22 protein-coding genes are annotated in these 18,681 nt (G+C 42.1%); all 22 read left to right on the forward strand.

What is annotated here, in order from left to right; all coding sequences use genetic code 11:
• The first annotated feature begins 3 nt into the window (after nucleotides 1–3).
• The 22 genes from fliG to cheB are packed head-to-tail and all read left to right on the forward strand — an operon-like array spanning nucleotide 4 to nucleotide 18,678.
• The gene (gene fliG, locus SC79_RS03830) at nucleotides 4–1,020 is read left to right on the forward strand and encodes a flagellar motor switch protein FliG (protein WP_039073955.1); all 1,017 of its coding nucleotides are present in this window, start codon (nucleotides 4–6) and stop codon (nucleotides 1,018–1,020) included.
• The gene (gene fliH / locus SC79_RS03835) at nucleotides 1,013–1,765 is read left to right on the forward strand and encodes a flagellar assembly protein FliH (RefSeq protein WP_039073956.1); all 753 of its coding nucleotides are present in this window, start codon (nucleotides 1,013–1,015) and stop codon (nucleotides 1,763–1,765) included. Before fliG ends, fliH begins: the two co-directional genes overlap by 8 nt.
• Entirely contained in the window at nucleotides 1,762–3,078 is a 1,317-nt protein-coding gene (gene fliI / locus SC79_RS03840; protein WP_010331100.1) for a flagellar protein export ATPase FliI, read from the forward strand. The genes fliH and fliI overlap by 4 nt, the downstream gene beginning before the upstream one ends.
• Before the next feature lie 2 nt (nucleotides 3,079–3,080).
• Nucleotides 3,081–3,524: a flagellar export protein FliJ gene (gene fliJ, locus SC79_RS03845; RefSeq protein ID WP_010331099.1), complete on the forward strand. Its 444-nt coding sequence runs from the start codon at nucleotides 3,081–3,083 to the stop codon at nucleotides 3,522–3,524.
• Between the two features lie 11 nt (nucleotides 3,525–3,535).
• A complete protein-coding gene (locus SC79_RS03850) occupies nucleotides 3,536–4,144 on the forward strand; it encodes a MotE family protein (protein WP_039073957.1) in 609 nt (202 codons plus the stop codon).
• 12 nt (nucleotides 4,145–4,156) lie between these two features.
• The gene (locus SC79_RS03855; protein WP_039073958.1) at nucleotides 4,157–5,596 is read left to right on the forward strand and encodes a flagellar hook-length control protein FliK; all 1,440 of its coding nucleotides are present in this window, start codon (nucleotides 4,157–4,159) and stop codon (nucleotides 5,594–5,596) included.
• Entirely contained in the window at nucleotides 5,593–6,015 is a 423-nt protein-coding gene (gene flgD / locus SC79_RS03860) for a flagellar hook assembly protein FlgD (RefSeq protein WP_039073959.1), read from the forward strand. The genes SC79_RS03855 and flgD overlap by 4 nt, the downstream gene beginning before the upstream one ends.
• A gap of 21 nt (nucleotides 6,016–6,036) precedes the next feature.
• On the forward strand, nucleotides 6,037–6,831 hold the full coding sequence (gene flgG / locus SC79_RS03865; RefSeq protein ID WP_039073960.1) for a flagellar basal body rod protein FlgG: 795 nt from the start codon (nucleotides 6,037–6,039) through the stop codon (nucleotides 6,829–6,831).
• Between the two features lie 38 nt (nucleotides 6,832–6,869).
• On the forward strand, nucleotides 6,870–7,085 hold the full coding sequence (swrD, locus tag SC79_RS03870) for a swarming motility protein SwrD (RefSeq protein WP_010331095.1): 216 nt from the start codon (nucleotides 6,870–6,872) through the stop codon (nucleotides 7,083–7,085).
• Nucleotides 7,082–7,504, forward strand: coding sequence for a flagellar basal body-associated protein FliL (fliL, locus tag SC79_RS03875; protein WP_010331094.1), 423 nt, complete (start codon nucleotides 7,082–7,084; stop codon nucleotides 7,502–7,504). The genes swrD and fliL overlap by 4 nt, the downstream gene beginning before the upstream one ends.
• A 33-nt stretch (nucleotides 7,505–7,537) precedes the next feature.
• Complete coding sequence (gene fliM, locus SC79_RS03880; protein ID WP_039073961.1) at nucleotides 7,538–8,536, forward strand: flagellar motor switch protein FliM; 999 nt, start codon at nucleotides 7,538–7,540, stop codon at nucleotides 8,534–8,536.
• On the forward strand, nucleotides 8,526–9,680 hold the full coding sequence (gene fliY / locus SC79_RS03885; protein WP_039073962.1) for a flagellar motor switch phosphatase FliY: 1,155 nt from the start codon (nucleotides 8,526–8,528) through the stop codon (nucleotides 9,678–9,680). Before fliM ends, fliY begins: the two co-directional genes overlap by 11 nt.
• Nucleotides 9,681–9,705: 25 nt before the next feature.
• Nucleotides 9,706–10,068 carry a chemotaxis protein CheY gene (gene cheY / locus SC79_RS03890; RefSeq protein ID WP_039073963.1) on the forward strand — a complete coding sequence of 121 codons (363 nt, stop codon included), beginning with the start codon at nucleotides 9,706–9,708 and terminating at the stop codon, nucleotides 10,066–10,068.
• 14 nt (nucleotides 10,069–10,082) lie between these two features.
• A complete protein-coding gene (gene fliZ, locus SC79_RS03895) occupies nucleotides 10,083–10,742 on the forward strand; it encodes a flagella biosynthesis regulatory protein FliZ (RefSeq protein ID WP_039073964.1) in 660 nt (219 codons plus the stop codon).
• On the forward strand, nucleotides 10,735–11,400 hold the full coding sequence (gene fliP, locus SC79_RS03900) for a flagellar type III secretion system pore protein FliP (protein WP_010331090.1): 666 nt from the start codon (nucleotides 10,735–10,737) through the stop codon (nucleotides 11,398–11,400). The genes fliZ and fliP overlap by 8 nt, the downstream gene beginning before the upstream one ends.
• Before the next feature lie 14 nt (nucleotides 11,401–11,414).
• Nucleotides 11,415–11,684, forward strand: coding sequence for a flagellar biosynthesis protein FliQ (gene fliQ, locus SC79_RS03905; RefSeq protein WP_010331089.1), 270 nt, complete (start codon nucleotides 11,415–11,417; stop codon nucleotides 11,682–11,684).
• 7 nt (nucleotides 11,685–11,691) lie between these two features.
• Entirely contained in the window at nucleotides 11,692–12,471 is a 780-nt protein-coding gene (gene fliR, locus SC79_RS03910; protein WP_039073965.1) for a flagellar biosynthetic protein FliR, read from the forward strand.
• The gene (flhB, locus tag SC79_RS03915) at nucleotides 12,471–13,553 is read left to right on the forward strand and encodes a flagellar biosynthesis protein FlhB (RefSeq protein ID WP_039073966.1); all 1,083 of its coding nucleotides are present in this window, start codon (nucleotides 12,471–12,473) and stop codon (nucleotides 13,551–13,553) included. The genes fliR and flhB overlap by 1 nt, the downstream gene beginning before the upstream one ends.
• A 32-nt stretch (nucleotides 13,554–13,585) precedes the next feature.
• Nucleotides 13,586–15,619 (forward strand): flagellar biosynthesis protein FlhA, encoded by a 2,034-nt coding sequence (gene flhA / locus SC79_RS03920; protein ID WP_039073967.1) that lies wholly within the window; start codon nucleotides 13,586–13,588, stop codon nucleotides 15,617–15,619.
• Nucleotides 15,619–16,719 (forward strand): flagellar biosynthesis protein FlhF, encoded by a 1,101-nt coding sequence (locus tag SC79_RS03925; protein WP_039073968.1) that lies wholly within the window; start codon nucleotides 15,619–15,621, stop codon nucleotides 16,717–16,719. Before flhA ends, SC79_RS03925 begins: the two co-directional genes overlap by 1 nt.
• Nucleotides 16,710–17,606, forward strand: a complete 897-nt coding sequence (gene flhG, locus SC79_RS03930; RefSeq protein WP_082022534.1) for a flagellum location/number ATPase FlhG — start codon at nucleotides 16,710–16,712, stop codon at nucleotides 17,604–17,606. The genes SC79_RS03925 and flhG overlap by 10 nt, the downstream gene beginning before the upstream one ends.
• 1 nt (nucleotide 17,607) lies before the next feature.
• A complete protein-coding gene (cheB, locus tag SC79_RS03935) occupies nucleotides 17,608–18,678 on the forward strand; it encodes a protein-glutamate O-methylesterase CheB (protein WP_039073970.1) in 1,071 nt (356 codons plus the stop codon).
• Nucleotides 18,679–18,681 lie beyond the last annotated feature (3 nt).

Below are 18,681 nucleotides of genomic sequence, written 5' to 3' on the forward strand. Positions count from 1 at the left end.
GAAATGGCGAGACGTGATCAAGATAAGCTTACAGGAAAACAAAAAGCAGCCATTCTTATGATTTCCTTGGGGTTAGATGTGTCAGCTTCTGTATATAAGCACTTAACCGATGAAGAAATTGAAAGGCTTACCCTGGAGATATCAGGGGTTCGAAGTGTCGATCATCAAAAAAAGGATGAAATTATAGAAGAATTTCATAATATAGCCATTGCGCAAGATTTTATTTCTCAAGGAGGCTTAAGCTATGCGAGACAAGTTCTTGAGAAGGCGCTTGGAGAGAATAAGGCGGAAAACATTTTAAACAGGCTGACTTCTTCTTTACAGGTGAAACCATTTGATTTTGCCAGAAAAGCAGGGCCTGAACAAATTTTGAATTTTATCCAGCATGAGCATCCTCAGACAATGGCTTTAATTTTGTCTTATTTAGATCCTGTGCAAGCTGGACAAATTTTATCCGAGCTGAATCCTGAAGTGCAGGCTGAGGTCGCGAGAAGAATTGCTGTTATGGATAGAACGTCACCGGAAATTATCAATGAGGTAGAACAGATACTAGAACAAAAATTGTCTTCTGCATTTACTCAGGATTATACACAAACAGGCGGAGTTGAAGCTGTTGTGGAAGTCTTAAACGGGGTAGACAGAGGAACAGAGAAGACGATCTTGGATTCATTGGAAATTCAGGATCCTGATCTTGCTGAAGAAATTAAAAAGCGGATGTTTGTCTTTGAAGACATTGTTACACTTGATAACCGCGCGATTCAGAGAGTCATTCGTGACGTTGAAAATGACGATTTGCTCCTTTCACTAAAAGTTGCAAGCGAAGAAGTCAAAGAAATTGTATTCAACAATATGTCACAGCGTATGGTTGAAACTTTCAAAGAAGAAATGGAATTTATGGGCCCTGTGCGCTTGAAAGATGTGGAAGAAGCTCAGTCTAGAATTGTAAGCATCGTCAGAAAGCTTGAAGAGGCCGGTGAAATTGTAATAGCAAGAGGCGGAGGGGACGATATTATTGTCTAATATCATTAAACAAGAATCATCTTTTTCTCCACAAAAGGAAAGAAGAAAACTCTCTATCCAAGAGGTGCAAATCGATCATTCTCACCTTTTGCAGGCTGAAGAGGATCCAGAAGCGCTTATAGCACGGGTGAAAGAGGAAGCTGATCGGATTTCTGAGCAGGCCAACAGCCATATCGAAAATATTCGCCGTCAAATTGAACAGGAAAAAAACAATTGGGCGGATGAAAAACAGAAGCTGATTGAGGAAGCAAAAGCTGAGGGCTTTGAACAAGGCATGGCATTAGGTAGAGCTGAAGCAATTGAACAGTATACCGAACTGCTTGGCCAAGCGAACAGCATAACTGAAATGTCCAGAAAAGCCGTAGAGGATAAGCTTGAAGACGCTTCTGAAGAAATCGTTGAGCTTGCCGTTGCACTAGCTAAAAAAGTGTGGCAGCAAAAATCTGATGATAAAGAAGCCTTTCTCCTGCTTGTGAAACAGGTCGTAAACGAAGTAAAGGAATATGACGATATATCAATATATGTGGATCCGCATTACTATGAGACAGTTTTTCAGCAAAAGGATGAAATCATGCAGCTTCTTTATAAAGAATGCCGGCTTGGCATATATGCTGATGAAAAAGCTCAAAAAGGATCATGTTATATAGAAACTCCTTTTGGCAGAGTAGATGCGAGTGTTGACACTCAATTAATGCAATTGAAAGAAAAACTTCTGACAGCGCTGGAAGCGGGTGCAGCTGAATGAAGACACAGAGTCTGATAGATTGTATAGAAATGACGGACTCGTATAAACGGTATGGTAAAGTCAAACGGGTAATCGGCCTGATGATTGAATCAAAAGGGCCTGCAAGCTCAATTGGAGACGTGTGCCTGATTTATGCAAAAGGGCAATCAGGTAAAGTCATTAAAGCTGAAGTAGTCGGCTTCCAGGAAGAAAATATTTTGCTTATGCCTTATTTAGAGGCAGCAAGCATTGCGCCTGGCAGTATTGTTGAAGCCACTGGTGAATCTCTTCGGGTTAAAGTTGGAGCCGGACTGATCGGACAAGTCATCGATGCATTTGGTGAGCCGCTTGATGGAAAACTTCTGCCGAAAGGGCTTTCGCCTGTATCGACTGAGCAATCACCGCCCAATCCGATGAAGCGGCCGCCTATTCGAGAAAAGATGGGCGTCGGTGTCAGGTCGATTGACAGCTTGCTGACAGTCGGTAAAGGACAGAGGATTGGTATTTTTGCAGGAAGCGGTGTCGGAAAAAGCACATTAATGGGGATGATCGCCAAGCAGACAGAGGCTGACTTAAATGTCATTGCACTTGTCGGAGAACGCGGGCGAGAGGTTCGTGAATTTATTGAAAAAGATCTTGGGGAAGAGGGGCTGAAACGATCGATTGTAGTTGTTGCCACCTCAGATCAGCCGGCATTAATGAGATTAAAAGCGGCATATACAGCAACTGCAATTGCCGAGTATTTCCGTGATAAAGGCCAAAATGTCATGTTTATGATGGATTCAGTCACTAGGGTGGCAATGGCGCAGCGTGAGATTGGGCTGGCTGCCGGCGAGCCACCGACGACAAAGGGTTATACACCTTCTGTGTTCGCTATTTTACCTCGTTTATTAGAACGGACCGGTGCAAACGAGCACGGAACCATTACGGCGTTTTATACAGTATTGGTAGATGGCGATGACATGAATGAGCCGATTGCTGATACCGTTCGCGGGATTTTAGACGGGCATATTGTGTTGGACAGGGCGCTTGCGAATAAAGGCCAGTTTCCAGCAGTTAATGTACTAAAGAGCATCAGCAGGGTGATGTCTAACATATCGACAAGGCAACACTTGAATGCAGCAAACAAATTTCGTGAGCTTTTATCGACTTATCAAAATTCGGAAGATCTTATAAATATCGGAGCTTATAAACGAGGATCCTCAAGAGAAATAGATGAAGCAATACAATTTTATCCGCAGCTTATTCAATTTTTAAAGCAGGGAACAGACGAAGCGGCATTATTGGAAGAAAGCATTGCTGCATTAACTAGTTTGACAGGAAATGAGGAATAAACGTGGCCTATCAATTTAGATTCCAAAAGCTGCTGGAACTAAAAGAAAATGAGAAAGATCAATCCTTATCTGAGTATCAGCAATCCGTTTCTGAATTTGAAAATGTTGCTGAGAAATTATATGAGAATATGAACAAAAAGGAACTGCTCGAACAAAATAAGGAAGAGAAATTGAAAAGCGGCATGAGTGTACAAGAAATGAGACATTACCAGCAATTTGTGTCAAATCTTGATAACACGATTTATCATTATCAAAAGCTTGTCATTATGAAACGAAATCAAATGAATCAAAAACAAGAAATTTTGACAGAGAAAAATATTGAAGTGAAAAAGTTTGAAAAAATGCGTGAAAAACAGTTTAAAATGTTTGCACTTGAAGACAAAGCTGCAGAGATGAAAGAAATGGATGACATTTCGATCAAGCAGTTTATGATTCAAGGCCATTAGGAGCGAATGTAATGTCAGGCAAAAAGAAAGAATCAGGTAAGTCCCGTTCGGTTTTGCTTATCATTATCCTTCCGCTGATGTTTCTTCTCATCGCAGCGGGAATTGTTCTTTGGGCTGCTGGTGTGAATGTTTTAAAGCCGGTACAGGAAGCTGCGGCAAAAACGCCGATTCTTAAAGAATTGGTTCCTGAAACCGAAAATAAAAAAGACATAGCGTCAAGCAAGGATAGCAGTAATACGGCAGCTCTGGAAAAGACCATTAAGGACCAAAAAAGTGAAATCAGCATATTGAATAAAGATTTAGAAACGAGTAAATCTGAAATCGACAGGCTCAACCAAAAGATCCGTTCTCTTGAAAAGACGGCGGAGGATCAAAAAAAGTCATCAGATGATACTGAAGAAACTACGGGTTCAAATTCTTCTAAGGATGACAAAGTCATCAGTGTATATAAGAGCATGGATAGCGGAAAGGCTGCTAAAATTATTGCCCAATTAAATGAGCAGGAAGCGCTAAAAATATTGAATGGCCTAAGCAAAAAGCAGCTTGCCGACATATTGGCGAAAATGACTCCTGAGCAAGCGGCAACCTATACGGAAAAAATTGCTGCCAGCCAAGAATAGGGGGAATTAAAGGTGAAGCTGCTTGAATTGGCGGGACCTTTGCTGCAAACTACAGCAGGTACTGCGGCTAAAACCATGAATAGTAGCCAGGGGGTTTTTCAAAACTGGCTTATGTCTGAGGCGGGTTTGAAGGGGATCTCAGAACAAGGGAAGGGAACCCCTTATTCCGGAGATCAGCTTTTAACAGATGCACTTCATAAGATCAGTGATTGGCTGAAAGCAAGCCCTGAAGATCAAGACAAACATAAAGCGGAACTTCTGCAAACCTTAACCAAACTAACAGGGAAGCAGTTGGATGGAACTGCTCAGCAAATGCTGCAGAATCTTCTGCAAGCGGTTGAATCAAAAATGTCCGGCGAGACAGAAGACAATATTCTTTCGGAAGGTAAAACGGCTCTGATTGAAAATGATTCTTTTGCTGACAGTAATGAAAATCTGAAAGTTGATACAGAACAATCAACTTCGGAAAATGAAGTCCCTGAGAATGAGAAAGAACTTGCCCTTATTCAGATGTTTATTAGCCAGCTGCTAGAAGAGAATAAGCTGATTGACAGCGGGAATGCCGATGAAGCCCATCGCATTTACAAGAATGGAGAACAATTTCTTGCTGCATTAGAAAAAAAGGGCGTACCTCAACAGCTCATTCAGGATCTTAAACAGCAAATGTTCACTAAAGACGAGTCGAGTTCAAAACTTTACTCGATGACAGCGTCAGAGCTGAAAAGCTTTCAAAGTTTAATGGAGCAAATGTCTATGCTTCCCCAAAAAGGGACTAAAGAATGGAATTTAGCTGAAAGCCAGCTGAAAGCTTTCTTGTTATCGAAATCATCCGAATCATCGCAAGATTTTGGAAAGCGTGTCCTCACACCGCTTTCACAGAATTCAAGCAGCAAAAGCGGATCTGATGCTTCTGGGAGTATTCAGCCCGTAGATAGTAAATCAGGACTTCAAATGCTGTTTTCAGGGTACAGGGGTACGGGAGCAGTTCAAACATTCGATTTGCAGCAGCTCTCATCTGATTTACCGGCTGCCGAGACAAAAACGGTGGCTGATCAAGTGGTCAATGCGTGGAAGCAGATGAAATATACGCCATTCGGCAGATCAACGGGAAGCTTCACCATCCGACTGAATCCTGAACATTTAGGATTTGTCACAATCAAACTGACAAATGAAAATGGGATGTTTCAGAGTAAAATTATTGCATCGAGCCAATCAGCAAAAGAACTGCTAGAACAGCATCTTCCTCAGCTGAAGCAATCACTGCCGAATATGGCTGTTCAAATTGACCGTTTTACGCTCCCGGTTCAAAGCGGGGATCAGCCGTTATATGGCCAGCTTGCTGATGAACAGAGACAGCAGCAAGAGGAACAAAAACAGCAAAAACAGAAAAAGCAATCAAATGATTTTGGCGAACTGCTCGATGAAGTGTCGAAAATGGAGGAAGAAGAATGACTTCTATCAGTTCAGAATATAAACTGCCTGAAAAAACAAGCACCGTGTCAACTAACAATAGCAGCTTAGGGAAAGATGAGTTCTTGAAAATATTAATGACCCAAGTCCAAAACCAAGATCCGCTTAACCCGGTTGATGACAAAGAATTTATCAGCCAGATGGCGACTTTTTCAAGCTTGGAGCAAATGGTGAATCTAAATACTACAATGACTCAATTCGTCGAAAAACAAGATCCGTTTACCACGTATCTTAATTGGATGGGGAAAGAAGTTTCTTGGACTGCTGACGGAAGTGCAACAGAAAAAACAGGCACAGTAAGCTCAGTTAAACAGTCAAAAGGAAAATATTATCTCGTTCTTAATGATGGTACTGAAATCAGCCCGTCTCATGTGTTGGCTGTAGCACAGTCTTCTAAATAAAAAAATCTGGGGGAATACATTATGTTACGTTCACTTTATTCTGGAATCAGCGGTATGAAAAACTTTCAAACAAAGCTTGATGTTATCGGCAACAACATCGCCAACGTGAATACAGTAGGATTTAAAAAGAGCCGTGTTACCTTTAAAGATATGATAAGCCAAACGGTTGCCGGCGGTTCTGCGGCTGGCGGGGCAATTGGAGGAACGAACTCTAAGCAGATCGGTTTAGGTTCATCATCCGGCACAATTGATACCATTCATTCAACAAGCGCGCCACAAAGCACAGGAAGAACCCTTGATTTAGCGATTGACGGTGACGGTTACTTTCAAATTGATTCAGGCGACGGAACAGTTTATACACGAGCAGGAAACTTCTATTTGGATAATACGGGAACACTCGTTACCGGTGATGGCTACCATGTGTTGAATATGACCGGGGGCACAATTAAAATCCCTCTTGATGCACAAAGCTTCAGCATCGGTTCTGATGGAAACGTATCAATCGTTGATGCAGGCGGCCAAACACAAGATGGCGGGCAAATCGGGATTGTTACTTTTGCAAACAGCGACGGTTTAGATAAAATCGGAAGCAACTTATACCGTGAATCTCTAAACTCTGGAGCGGCCAGTGCAGCCAACCAGCCTGGCGACGGCGGAACAGGTTCTCTTAAATCAGGATTTCTCGAAATGTCTAACGTTGATTTAACTGACGAATTTACTGAAATGATTGTTGCCCAACGCGGATTCCAATCAAACTCAAAAATTATTACAACATCAGATGAAATCCTTCAGGAACTGGTTAACCTTAAACGTTAAGGAGGGAGGGGAGGCGATAATCGCTTCTCCGCTGTTTTATGATTAAAGTAACCCGTTTGAATGGGCAGCCCTTTACACTGAATGCGCTGTTTATAGAACAGATTGAATGCTTTCCGGATACGACTATCACTCTTTCAAATGGCAAGAAGTTTGTCGTAAAAGAAGATGAAGAAGCTGTTATGGAAAAGATCGCATCTTTCTACCGAAAAATACAAATATTTTCAATGGATCAAGGAATAGAGGAACCAGAATGAAGAATAAATTAATGATCATTTTACTAATTATGCTTATCGTAATTGGTGCTCTTGGGGCGGCAGCTTATTTTGTCCTAGGTGGTGAGTCCGAAGATAGTAAAGCGGAAAAAAGTATTGACGAAATCGTTGCATCTTCTGTCGATGTAGAAGAGATTACAACCAATTTAAAGTCCGATAACATTATCCGGCTTGCTATTAAGCTTGAAACTGACTCTGATAAATCAAAAGAAGAACTTGAGAAACGTGATTTTCAAGTGAAGGACGCTGTAATATCATTGCTGGCTGATACGAATGCTAATGCGATTGAGGGAGACAAGGGAAAAGAAGCCTTTAAGAAGGAACTAAAAGATAAAATCAATAGCTACCTCCAAGAAGGAAAAGTAGAAAAAGTGTATATTACCTCCTTTAATCTGCAATAAACCATCATTTGACAGAATACGGAGGTGAGGAAGATGTCAGGAGAAGTTCTCTCCCAAAATGAAATAGATGCACTGCTTTCCGCAATATCAACTGGTGAAATGGACGCTGAAGAGCTGAAAAAAGAAGAAAAAGAGAAGAAAGTGAAGGTCTATGATTTCAAACGTGCGCTGCGGTTTTCTAAGGATCAGATCCGCAGTTTAACGAGAATACATGACAATTTTGCAAGACTTTTAACGACTCACTTTTCTGCTCAGCTCAGAACCTATATTCATATATCTGTCAGTTCAGTTGACCAGGTGCCGTATGAGGAATTCATCAGGTCAATACCGAATATGACGATTCTGAATCTGTTTGACGTCCATCCAATGGAAGGCAGAATTATGATGGAGGTTAATCCGACAATCGCTTATACGATGATGGATCGGGTAATGGGCGGTATTGGACTCAGTCATAATAAGGTAGACAGCTTGACAGAAATTGAAACAAAAATCATTTCTAATTTATTTGAAAATGCACTGGGAAATTATAAAGAAGCTTGGCAGTCAATTGCTGATATTGAACCGGAAATGACTGAGTTTGAGGTGAATCCGCAATTCGTTCAGATGGTGTCTCCTAATGAAACGGTCGTGGTGATCTCTCTCAATACCCAAATCGGTGAAATCAGCGGTGTCATTAATCTTTGTATCCCGCATATTGTCCTCGAGCCGCTCATACCGAAGCTTTCGGTCCACTATTGGATGCAATCAGATAGAAACGAGCCGCAGCCTGAGGAAACAAAGTCGCTTGAAAAACGTATCATGACAGCACAAATACCTGTCGTGGCCGAGCTCGGCACATCTGAACTGACAATAGAAGAGTTTTTACGTTTAGAAGTCGGAGACTGCATAACTTTGGACAATTCAGTCACGGATCCTCTTACTGTATTGGTCGGAGATAAGCCGAAATTTTTAGGACAAGCCGGCCGGGTGAATCGAAAGCAGGCAGTGCAAATTTTAGATCACGACCTAAGAGGTGAACAAGATGGAGAATAATAGATTATCTCAAGATGAGATTGACGCGCTTCTTAACGGTACTGGCAGTACGCCGGATGAACCAGAGGCTCCGGAAGTACATGACTTATCGGAAATGGAGCGTGATGCGATCGGTGAAATCGGGAATATTTCATTCGGCAGTTCTGCGACAGCCTTGTCAACGCTTTTAAATCAAAAAGTTGATATTACGACTCCGAGTGTAGCTGTCATTCCTAAAAGTAAAATCAGCGATGCGTTTCCTGAACCGTATGTAGCGATTGAAGTGAATTATACGGAGGGCTTCAGCGGCAGCAACCTGCTGGTCGTGGAACAAAATGACGCGGCGATTATCGCTGACTTAATGATGGGGGGAGACGGAAAAGGCGCGGACCCTTCACTGGGTGAAATTCATTTAAGTGCGGTTCAAGAAGCGATGAACCAAATGATGGGATCGGCAGCCACGTCAATGTCTACTGTATTCAGCAAAAAAATTGATATTTCACCGCCTCGGGTTGAATTGCTCGATGTTACTGAAGAAAAGGGAACAGACCGCATACCTGATGATGAAATGCTGGTGAAAGTGTCTTTCAACTTAAAGGTGGGAGATTTAATAGATTCCAGTATTATGCAGCTGTACCCGCTGTCATTTGCAAAAGATTTAATTGCAAATCTGATGAACACAGAAAGTGCAGAGGAAGAAACTGCGCCGCAGCCTGATGTTACATATGAGCAGCCGAAAGCGCCTGTGACCCCAGAGCCGCGTATGGAACCGCAGCAGCAACAACAGCAGCAACAACAGCAACTGCCGCCAAAAAGGCAGGGAACACCAAAAAAAGCAGCACCAGTTCAGGTTTCGCCAGTGGAATTTTCCGCGTTTGATCCCAATGAGGCTTCTCAGGCCCCTGTAAACAACCTGGATATGCTTTTGGACATTCCGCTTTCAATCACTGTTGAGCTTGGCAGAACGAAGAGAAGTGTAAAAGAGATTTTGGAGCTTTCTGCCGGAAGTATTATTGAGCTTGATAAATTAGCCGGGGAGCCGGTAGATATTTTAGTGAATCGGCGTATCGTTGCCAAAGGCGAAGTCGTTGTCATTGAAGAAAACTTCGGTGTAAGAGTCACTGACATTTTAAGCCAGGCAGAGCGCATTAATAATTTAAAATAACGAAACACAAGGAGAGAGATAGATTATGGCACACAGAATTTTAATTGTAGATGACGCAGCATTTATGCGAATGATGATTAAAGACATTTTGGTAAAAAACGGTTTTGAAGTAGTAGCGGAAGCTGAAAATGGAGCGCAAGCAGTAGAAAAATATAAAGAGCTTACTCCTGATCTTGTTACTATGGATATCACGATGCCGGAAATGGACGGCATAGCAGCATTAAAAGAAATTAAACAAATTGATGCACAGGCTAGAATCATCATGTGTTCAGCTATGGGACAACAATCAATGGTTATTGATGCCATCCAGGCCGGTGCCAAGGATTTTATCGTAAAACCTTTCCAGGCAGACCGTGTGCTTGAAGCAATCAACAAAACATTAAGTTAAAGGGTGTACGACTGTTGAAAAAGAGTCAATATTTCATCGTTTTTACTTGTTTTTTCGTTTTATTCAGTGTACAGCCGATTGCGGCTGCCGCGGCAGACTCTGACAATTCAACTGTAAACGAATGGTTTCAAAAGAAAGATGAAAAAACTGCAGATAAGCCAGAGCAAAAGGAAGAAAAAACAACACAAACTGCTGATGAGACGGAGGGGGCGGCTGCTCCTTCTGTCTCAGCTTTTGATTTCGTGAAGATGATTTTCGCTTTACTGTTTGTTGTCGTGCTGATTTACGGGCTGGTTAAGCTTATGAACAAAAGAAATCGGCTCCTCAAGCCTTTTCAATATGTTGAAAATATTGGCGGCACATCGGTCGGGCAAAATAGATCCATCCAATTGATCAAAGTCGGAAACAATGTGCTCGTCGTTGGTGTAGGAGAGACGATCCAGTTGCTGAAAGAAATTGAGGATGAAAAAGAGATTGAGATTATTCTCAGCCAGCATGAAGAGGCAATGTCAAGCAAAATAGAGTGGACAAAGCTAGTAAAGCCGCTGAAGGGTGCTGAACATCAGCCGCAGCAAAAACTGCCTTCATTTTCAAAAGCGTTAAAAGAGCAGCTTGAAGAGTTAAAACAAAATCGTTCTGAAGGAAAGAAGAAAGGCCCACGTCATCATGAATGAGTTTATAAATATTTTCAGTTCAAGCGATCCGGAAAACGTAAGTTCATCTGTTAAATTACTATTATTGTTAACTGTATTTTCAGTGGCGCCTGGAATATTGATTCTTATGACTTGTTTTACTCGCATCGTCATTGTTCTATCATTTGTCAGAACTTCACTGGCGACACAATCTATGCCGCCAAACCAGGTTCTGATTGGGCTGGCGCTGTTTTTAACGTTTTTTATTATGGCTCCTACTTTTTCAGAGATTAATAAAGAGGCGCTGACACCATTGATGGACAACAAAATCAGCTTGGACGAAGCGTATACAAAAGCTGAGGAACCGATTAAAGAGTTTATGAGTAAACACACAAGGCAGAAGGATCTGGCATTGTTTATGAATTACGCGAATATGGATAAACCTGAATCATTAAAGGATATCCCGCTAACAACAATGGTTCCCGCTTTTGCCATATCGGAGCTCAAAACAGCGTTTCAAATAGGTTTTATGATTTTTATCCCATTTTTAATTATAGATATGGTCGTAGCGAGCGTCTTAATGTCAATGGGAATGATGATGCTCCCTCCAGTTATGATTTCTCTGCCCTTTAAAATATTACTTTTTGTTTTAGTAGACGGCTGGTATTTAATTGTGAAATCTTTGCTTCAGAGCTTTTAGGGTAGGTGCTAAACGTGAGTTCAGAATTTGTAATTTCTATGGCGGAAAAAGCCGTATACGTAACGCTGATGATCAGCGGGCCATTATTGGCTATTGCTTTACTGGTCGGTTTAATCGTCAGCATATTTCAGGCGACAACTCAAATCCAGGAACAGACTTTGGCGTTTATTCCGAAAATCGTGGCAGTTCTTCTGGCCCTGATTTTTTTTGGTCCATGGATGCTGTCTATCATTCTTTCATTTACAACAGAGTTGTTTTCTAATTTAAATCGTTTTGCAGGGTAGTGTAGAGATGAATTCGATTATTGATTTATTTCCTGCTTTTTTATTGGTTTTTATTAGAATTTCTGCTTTTTTTGTAACGATTCCGCTATTCGGACACCGAAATGTACCAGCTGTTCATCGAATTGGATTTGCTTTTTTTCTCGCGGTCATTTGTTTCAGCACCATTGATAAGCCTCCCTCTTTAGAGATAGATGGACAATATATGCTCCTGGCGTTTAAAGAAGCTTTGGTTGGTCTCTGTCTGGGATTAATCGCTTATATGATGATTGCCGCAGTTCAAATTGCCGGCTCGTTTATTGATTTTCAAATGGGTTTTTCAATTGCGAACGTTATTGATCCGCAAACCGGGGCACAAAGTCCGCTAATCGGCCAGTTTATCTATACGATGGCACTTTTGTTTATGCTCAGTGTCAACGCCCATCATTTGCTGCTCGACGGTATTTACTACAGCTTTCAGTATATTTCAATTGATCAGGCATTTCTGAATTTCGGCGATGAGAAGTTTGCTTATTTTATCGCCAAAAGCTTTAATGCGATGTTTATTATCGCTTTTCAAATGTCAGCGCCTGTTGTGGCCAGTTTGTTTCTGGTTGACTTAGCATTGGGCATTGTTGCTCGAACTGTTCCGCAATTAAATGTATTTGTGGTCGGTCTGCCTTTAAAGATCGCTGTCAGTTTTATCATGCTTATTGTGTGTATGTCTGTTATCTTCGTCGTTGTGAGGAATGTCTTCAGTTTAACGATTGAAACGATGCGGAATCTTTTAGCATTGGTCGGTGTTTCTTAATGAAGCTTAGAGTTGACCTGCAGTTTTTTGCGGGAGAGAAAACAGAGAAAGCCACTCCAAAAAAACGGCAGGATACGCGAAAAAAAGGACAGGTTGCCAAAAGTGCTGATGTCAATACTGCCGTTTCTTTAATAGTGATATTCCTTTCATTCATTGCGATTGGGCCTTTTATGAGGGACAGGCTACTGTCATTTATAGAAACATTTTATACCAAGTCGCTCTTAATGAAGCTCTCAGAATCGAATGTGCATATGCTGTTTATCAGCTTATTAAAAGATACGGCCTTTGTGCTTGCGCCTATTATGCTTGTCGCTCTTGTCGCAGGGGTCGCCAGCAACTATATGCAGGTGGGCTTCTTATTTTCTACAGAGGTCATAAAGCCTAAGCTTGAAAAACTGGACCCGATTAAAGGCTTTAAACGAATTTACAGCATGCGGGCCATAGTAGAACTGCTTAAATCCATTTTGAAAATCACTGTAGTCGGTTTTGCTGCTTTCGCTGTACTTTGGCTGCATTATGGAGAAATTCTCCGGCTCCCGCTTCTGACACCCGAAGAAGCACTTTCTTTTGTTTCAAAACTCACCCTGTGGATGGGGCTGAGCGGTGCAGGGGCTTTGTTGATTCTTGCTGGTCTCGATTATTTATATCAAAAGTTTGACCATGAGAAAAACATCAAAATGTCAAAGCAGGATATAAAAGATGAGTACAAAAAGTCTGAAGGAGACCCGATTATCAAGTCTAAAATTAAACAAAGGCAGCGAGAAATGGCAATGAGGCGGATGATGCAGGAAGTTCCAAAAGCAGATGTCATTATCACAAACCCGACTCACTATGCGATCGCCCTGAAGTATGACGAAGAAAAAATGGACGCTCCTTATATTGTTGCAAAAGGTGTTGACCACCTCGCGTTAAAAATCAGGAAAATTGCGAAAGAGCATGATGTCACGATGGTCGAAAACAGGCCGCTTGCCCGTGCGTTATATGATCAGGTAGAAATTGATCAGGCTGTGCCGGAAGAATTTTTTAAAGTCTTGGCTGAAATTCTGGCTTACGTATATAAAACAAAACAAAAAGTATATTGAATTTTTCGATTTAAAAGGAGAGAAAAAACAGCATGTCAACAAGAGATTTATCCGTTTTAATAAGTGTTGTCCTCATTGTGGCGATGCTGGTGATTCCATTTCCTCCATGGCTGTTAAGTATTTTGATCATTATTAATATTTCTCTTGCGTTGATCGTGCTTCTCACCACAATGAATATGCAGGAAGCGCTGCAGTTTTCAATTTTCCCGTCACTGTTGCTGCTTTTAACCCTATTTCGTTTGGGCTTGAACGTCTCAACGACCCGTTCAATTCTTTCACATGGTGAAGGCGGAAAAGTCGTCGAGACGTTCGGAAATTTCGTTGTCGGCGGAAATGTATTAGTTGGACTTGTTGTATTTATCATCCTGATTATTATTCAGTTTATCGTCATTACGAAAGGTTCTGAACGTGTTTCCGAGGTTGCAGCAAGATTTACGCTGGACGCAATGCCGGGGAAGCAAATGAGTATTGATGCTGATTTAAACGCAGGGATGATTACCGAACAGGAAGCGAAGCACCGCCGCGAAAAAGTGGCAAGAGAGGCTGACTTTTATGGAGCGATGGACGGTGCCAGTAAATTTGTAAAAGGTGACGCGATTGCCGGAATCATCATTGTCATGATCAATATTATTTTCGGTATCGTAATCGGAATGCTTCAGCAGGACATGTCCATTCAAGAGGCAGCTTCAAAATTTACGATGCTGACCGTAGGAGATGGAATTGTTTCGCAAATACCGGCCCTGTTAATTTCTACAGCCACGGGTATTGTCGTGACAAGAGCTGCCTCTGAAGGAAACTTAGGGCATGACATTACAGGTCAGCTTTTTGCTTATCCAAAGCTTTTATACGTCGCAGCATCTACGATTTTGCTTCTTGGTATTTTCACTCCGATTGGCATTTTTCTGACGGGCCCGCTTGCAGGGCTGCTTGCTTTCGGCGCATATATGCTATCTAAATCAGGTAAGGAAAAAGAAGAAGTGGATGAGATTCTCGAGGAAGAGGCTGAGGTCGACGACCTTAAAAGTCCTGAAAGCGTTGTGCAGCTTCTGCACATCGATCCGATAGAATTTGAGTTTGGATATGGTTTGATTCCGCTTGCTGATGCCAATCAAGGCGGTGATTTATTAGACAGAATTGTAATGATTCGCCGTCAATTGGCCCTGGAACTCGGCCTTGTCATTCCTGTTGTGCGTATCAGAGACAATATAGCATTGCAGCCTAATGAATACCGATTAAAAATTAAAGGGAACGAAGTAGCAAAAGGCGAGCTGTTGCTTGATCATTATTTAGCGATGTCGCCTACGCCTGAAGATGATCTCATTGAAGGGATTGAAACAGTTGAACCGTCATTCGGACTTCCGGCCAAATGGATTGCTGAATCGGTAAAAGATGAAGCTGACATGCTTGGTTATACAGTGGTTGATCCTGCTTCAGTCGTTTCCACCCATATTACGGAGAAGATTAAGCAGTATGCCCACGAACTGATCGGGAGACAGGAGACGAAACAGCTGATCGATCACTTGAAAGAAACGTATCCCGTTCTTGTTGAAGAGGTTACGCCTAATCCGTTGTCTGTCGGTGATATTCAGAAGGTGCTGGCTAAGCTTTTAAAAGAAAAAGTTTCAATCCGAAACTTAGTAACGATTTTTGAAACGCTTGCTGATTATGGAAAGTTAACAACAGATTCCGATCTTTTGACAGAGTATACAAGACAGGCGCTGGCCAAACAAATTACAGCCCAGTTTGCAAAAGAAAATGAAGTGTTAAAGGTTGTTACTTGTTCGGGCCGTGTAGAAAAGGCGATAGCTGACGGTGTACAGCAAACGGAACACGGAAATTATTTGTCGCTTGAACCAGATATTTCAGAAAGTATTGTGCGCTCTGTCGCTAAAGAAGCCGAACAGCTCTCATTACGTCAGGAAACAGCGATTCTTCTTTGCTCGCCCCCTGTCAGAATGTATGTAAAACAGCTTCTGGAACGATACTTCCCTGATCTTCCGGTCCTCTCATATAACGAACTTGAGGCGAATGTTGAGGTACAAAGCATTGGAGTGGTGGATATTTAATGAAAATAAAAAAATTTACTGCTGCTTCAATGCAAGAAGCGGCACTTCTTATCAGAAAAGAGTTAGGTAATGATGCCGTCATCTTAAATTCGAAAAAGATTAAAAAGCAAAAGTGGTTTGGACTCATCAACAAGCCTGCTGTTGAAGTCATTGCTGTATTGGATCAGGACTTTCCTAATAAAAAAACGCCTCAGAAGGAAATTGAGCCGCAACAAACATTAAAAACTCCGGTCAGCAGTCCGAAAATAGAGGAGAGGACATATCTCCCTCAATTTCCGTCGCCGCATGAGCCTGGTGATTTTTCAGCGTATCAATCTGTACTTCCTGAACCGCTGCGAAAAGCGGAAAAGCTTTTGCAAGAAAGCGGGATTAAAGAGTCAGTGAAGACGAGCGTGCTGAAAAAATTGCTTCGCTGCTCTGTGGAAGCAGGCGGTCTGACGGAAGATAACGTGATCGGTAAACTCGAGGATATACTATGCGATGCATTGCCTGGATCAGACAAGTGGCAGGAGCCTATTCATTCAAAGTATATCGTGCTGTTTGGTTCAACGGGCGCAGGTAAAACGACAACACTGGCAAAGCTCGCAGCTATATCTATGCTTGAAAAACAGAAAAAAATCGCTTTTATTACAACAGATACGTATCGGATTGCAGCCGTTGAACAGTTGAAAACATATGCCGAACTGCTGCAGGCTCCTCTGGAAGTTTGTTATACAAAAGAAGAATTCCAGAAGGCGAAAGAGTTATTCAGTGAGTATGATCATGTGTTTATTGATACAGCCGGAAGAAACTTCAAGGAGCAGCAGTACATTGATGAATTGAAAGAGACAATCCCTTTTGAGAGCGGTATTCAGTCGTTTCTTGTTTTATCCGCGACTGCGAAATATGAGGATATGAAGCATATGGTCAAACGGTTTTCATCTGTCCCTGTCAATCAGTTTATTTTTACGAAAATTGATGAAACTGCTTCCTTAGGTTCTGTATTTAATATACTTTCAGAAACCAAGATAGGTGTCGGATTTATGACAAACGGCCAGAATGTGCCAGAGGATATACAGACTGTATCAACTCTTGATTTTGTAAGGATGCTGTGCAGATGAACAGATTTGACCAAGCAGCAACTTTACGGGCGAAAATGGAAAAGCGTCAGCGTGTTCTGCCAATGGTTCATTCACAAAAAGCGAAAACACTTGCTGTCATCAGCGGCAAGGGCGGTGTCGGAAAGTCCAATATTACCTTAAACATGGCTCTTGCGCTTCAGGATAAAGGTAAGAAGGTATTGCTCATCGATCTTGATATCGGCATGGGGAACATTGATATATTAATGGGAAACTCATCATCCGCCACAATTATCGATATATTAACCGATCGCAAGCCTTTGCTGCAGTCATTATCCACTGGCCCAATGGGTTTGCGGTATATATCTGGGGGAACCGGTCTGGATGTGATTTTTCAGCTGGATCAGAGAAAATGGGCGTTTTTTGCCAATGAGCTTTCTCACGCGTTAAGCCAGTTCGATTATGTCTTGTTTGACATGGGAGCGGGCTTATCAAAAGATCAGCTGCCCTTTATTTTATCAGCGGAAGATATTTTGATCATAACAACACCTGAACCGACGGCCATCATGGACGCGTACAGTGCTGTCAAGCACTTGGTTTTGACAGGAAATAAGCTTTCAATGAAGGTGGCTGTCAATCGGTGCCGAGATCAAAAGGAAGGGCTGGACGCTTTTACACGCCTTTCCCGCACGATTCATATGTTTTTAGATGTTCAGATTCAGTTTGCGGGTTCCATTTCTGATGATGCGATCGTAAGCAAAGCGGTTGTCGAACAGGTTCCTTTTTTTATAAAAAGTCCTCAGGCGAAAGCCAGCCGGTCAGTCCGTCTTTTAGCGGACGCCTTGTTTGAAAGAGAAGAAACCAGACACAAAGAAGGCAAACAGACATTTATTGAGAAATTATCTTCTTTTTTAATGAGGAGGGCTTAATTTGATTCGTGTGCTTGTAGTTGATGATTCAGCTTTCATGAGAAAAATGATAAGTGATTTTCTAACCGAGGAAAAGCAGATTGAAGTAATCGGAACTGCGAGAAACGGAGAAGAAGCGCTTAAGAAGATCGAGTTACTAAAGCCGGATGTTATTACGCTTGATGTGGAAATGCCGGTCATGAATGGGACAGACACACTGCGCAAAATTATTGAAATTTATAACTTGCCGGTCATCATGGTGTCAAGTCAGACTGAGAAAGGAAAAGCGTGCACAATTAATTGTTTGGAGATCGGTGCCTTTGACTTTATCACAAAGCCATCAGGTTCTATCTCTCTGGATCTGTATAAAATTAAAGAACAATTAGTTGAGCGTGTCCTCGCGGCTGGACTTTCCGGTCAGGGAAAACACTCAGTTTCGCAGGCAGCGAGTCCTGAGCCTATCGTACGTCCTGTAAAGCCTGATGTAAGCAAGCCGAGGACAAGCACAGGCGGACAAATTGTATGTATCGGTACATCAACAGGCGGTCCGAGAGCGTTACAAAAGGTGATACCGAAGCTCCCGAAGGGGTTGAATGCACCAGTGGTTGTTGTTCAGCACATGCCTGAAGGTTTTACTGCTTCTTTGGCCGAGCGTCTGAATCATTTATCTGATATTCAAGTAAAAGAAGCAAAAGATGGTGAAGCGGCTCTCAACGGCTGTGTGTACATAGCGCCGGGCGGAAAAAACATATCCGTTATCAAAAATAGCGGAGGGCTCCAGATCGTTCTTGATAATCTCGACACGCCAAGCCGGCATAAACCATCAGCCGATTATTTATTCCGTTCTGTTGGTAAGCTTGCAGACTATGAAAAAATAGCGGTTATCATGACCGGGATGGGCAGTGACGGCACTGCCGGCCTTAAAGACATGCTTACAGCCGGCAATGTGAAAACCATTGCGGAGTCTGAGGAATCTTGTGTCGTATATGGAATGCCAAAAGCTGCTGTTAAAGCGGGTCTCATTCATGAGATTAAACATGTGGAAGATATCGCAGCATCCATCACAAGCTGTGTGAAAAAAGAGAGGGTGTGATTC

The organism is Bacillus sp. MSP13, from assembly GCF_000815295.1.
Classification (GTDB): domain Bacteria; phylum Bacillota; class Bacilli; order Bacillales; family Bacillaceae; genus Bacillus; species Bacillus vallismortis.

Coding starts and splice junctions, on each gene's coding strand:
- fliG (WP_039073955.1), top strand. CDS start 4: ATGGCGAGACGTGATCAAGATAAGCTTACAGGAAAACAAAAAGCAGCC.
- fliI (WP_010331100.1), top strand. CDS start 1,762: ATGAAGACACAGAGTCTGATAGATTGTATAGAAATGACGGACTCGTAT.
- SC79_RS03850 (WP_039073957.1), top strand. CDS start 3,536: ATGTCAGGCAAAAAGAAAGAATCAGGTAAGTCCCGTTCGGTTTTGCTT.
- flgD (WP_039073959.1), top strand. CDS start 5,593: ATGACTTCTATCAGTTCAGAATATAAACTGCCTGAAAAAACAAGCACC.
- flgG (WP_039073960.1), top strand. CDS start 6,037: ATGTTACGTTCACTTTATTCTGGAATCAGCGGTATGAAAAACTTTCAA.
- swrD (WP_010331095.1), top strand. CDS start 6,870: ATGATTAAAGTAACCCGTTTGAATGGGCAGCCCTTTACACTGAATGCG.
- fliL (WP_010331094.1), top strand. CDS start 7,082: ATGAAGAATAAATTAATGATCATTTTACTAATTATGCTTATCGTAATT.
- fliM (WP_039073961.1), top strand. CDS start 7,538: ATGTCAGGAGAAGTTCTCTCCCAAAATGAAATAGATGCACTGCTTTCC.
- fliY (WP_039073962.1), top strand. CDS start 8,526: ATGGAGAATAATAGATTATCTCAAGATGAGATTGACGCGCTTCTTAAC.
- cheY (WP_039073963.1), top strand. CDS start 9,706: ATGGCACACAGAATTTTAATTGTAGATGACGCAGCATTTATGCGAATG.
- fliP (WP_010331090.1), top strand. CDS start 10,735: ATGAATGAGTTTATAAATATTTTCAGTTCAAGCGATCCGGAAAACGTA.
- fliR (WP_039073965.1), top strand. CDS start 11,692: ATGAATTCGATTATTGATTTATTTCCTGCTTTTTTATTGGTTTTTATT.
- flhB (WP_039073966.1), top strand. CDS start 12,471: ATGAAGCTTAGAGTTGACCTGCAGTTTTTTGCGGGAGAGAAAACAGAG.
- flhA (WP_039073967.1), top strand. CDS start 13,586: ATGTCAACAAGAGATTTATCCGTTTTAATAAGTGTTGTCCTCATTGTG.
- SC79_RS03925 (WP_039073968.1), top strand. CDS start 15,619: ATGAAAATAAAAAAATTTACTGCTGCTTCAATGCAAGAAGCGGCACTT.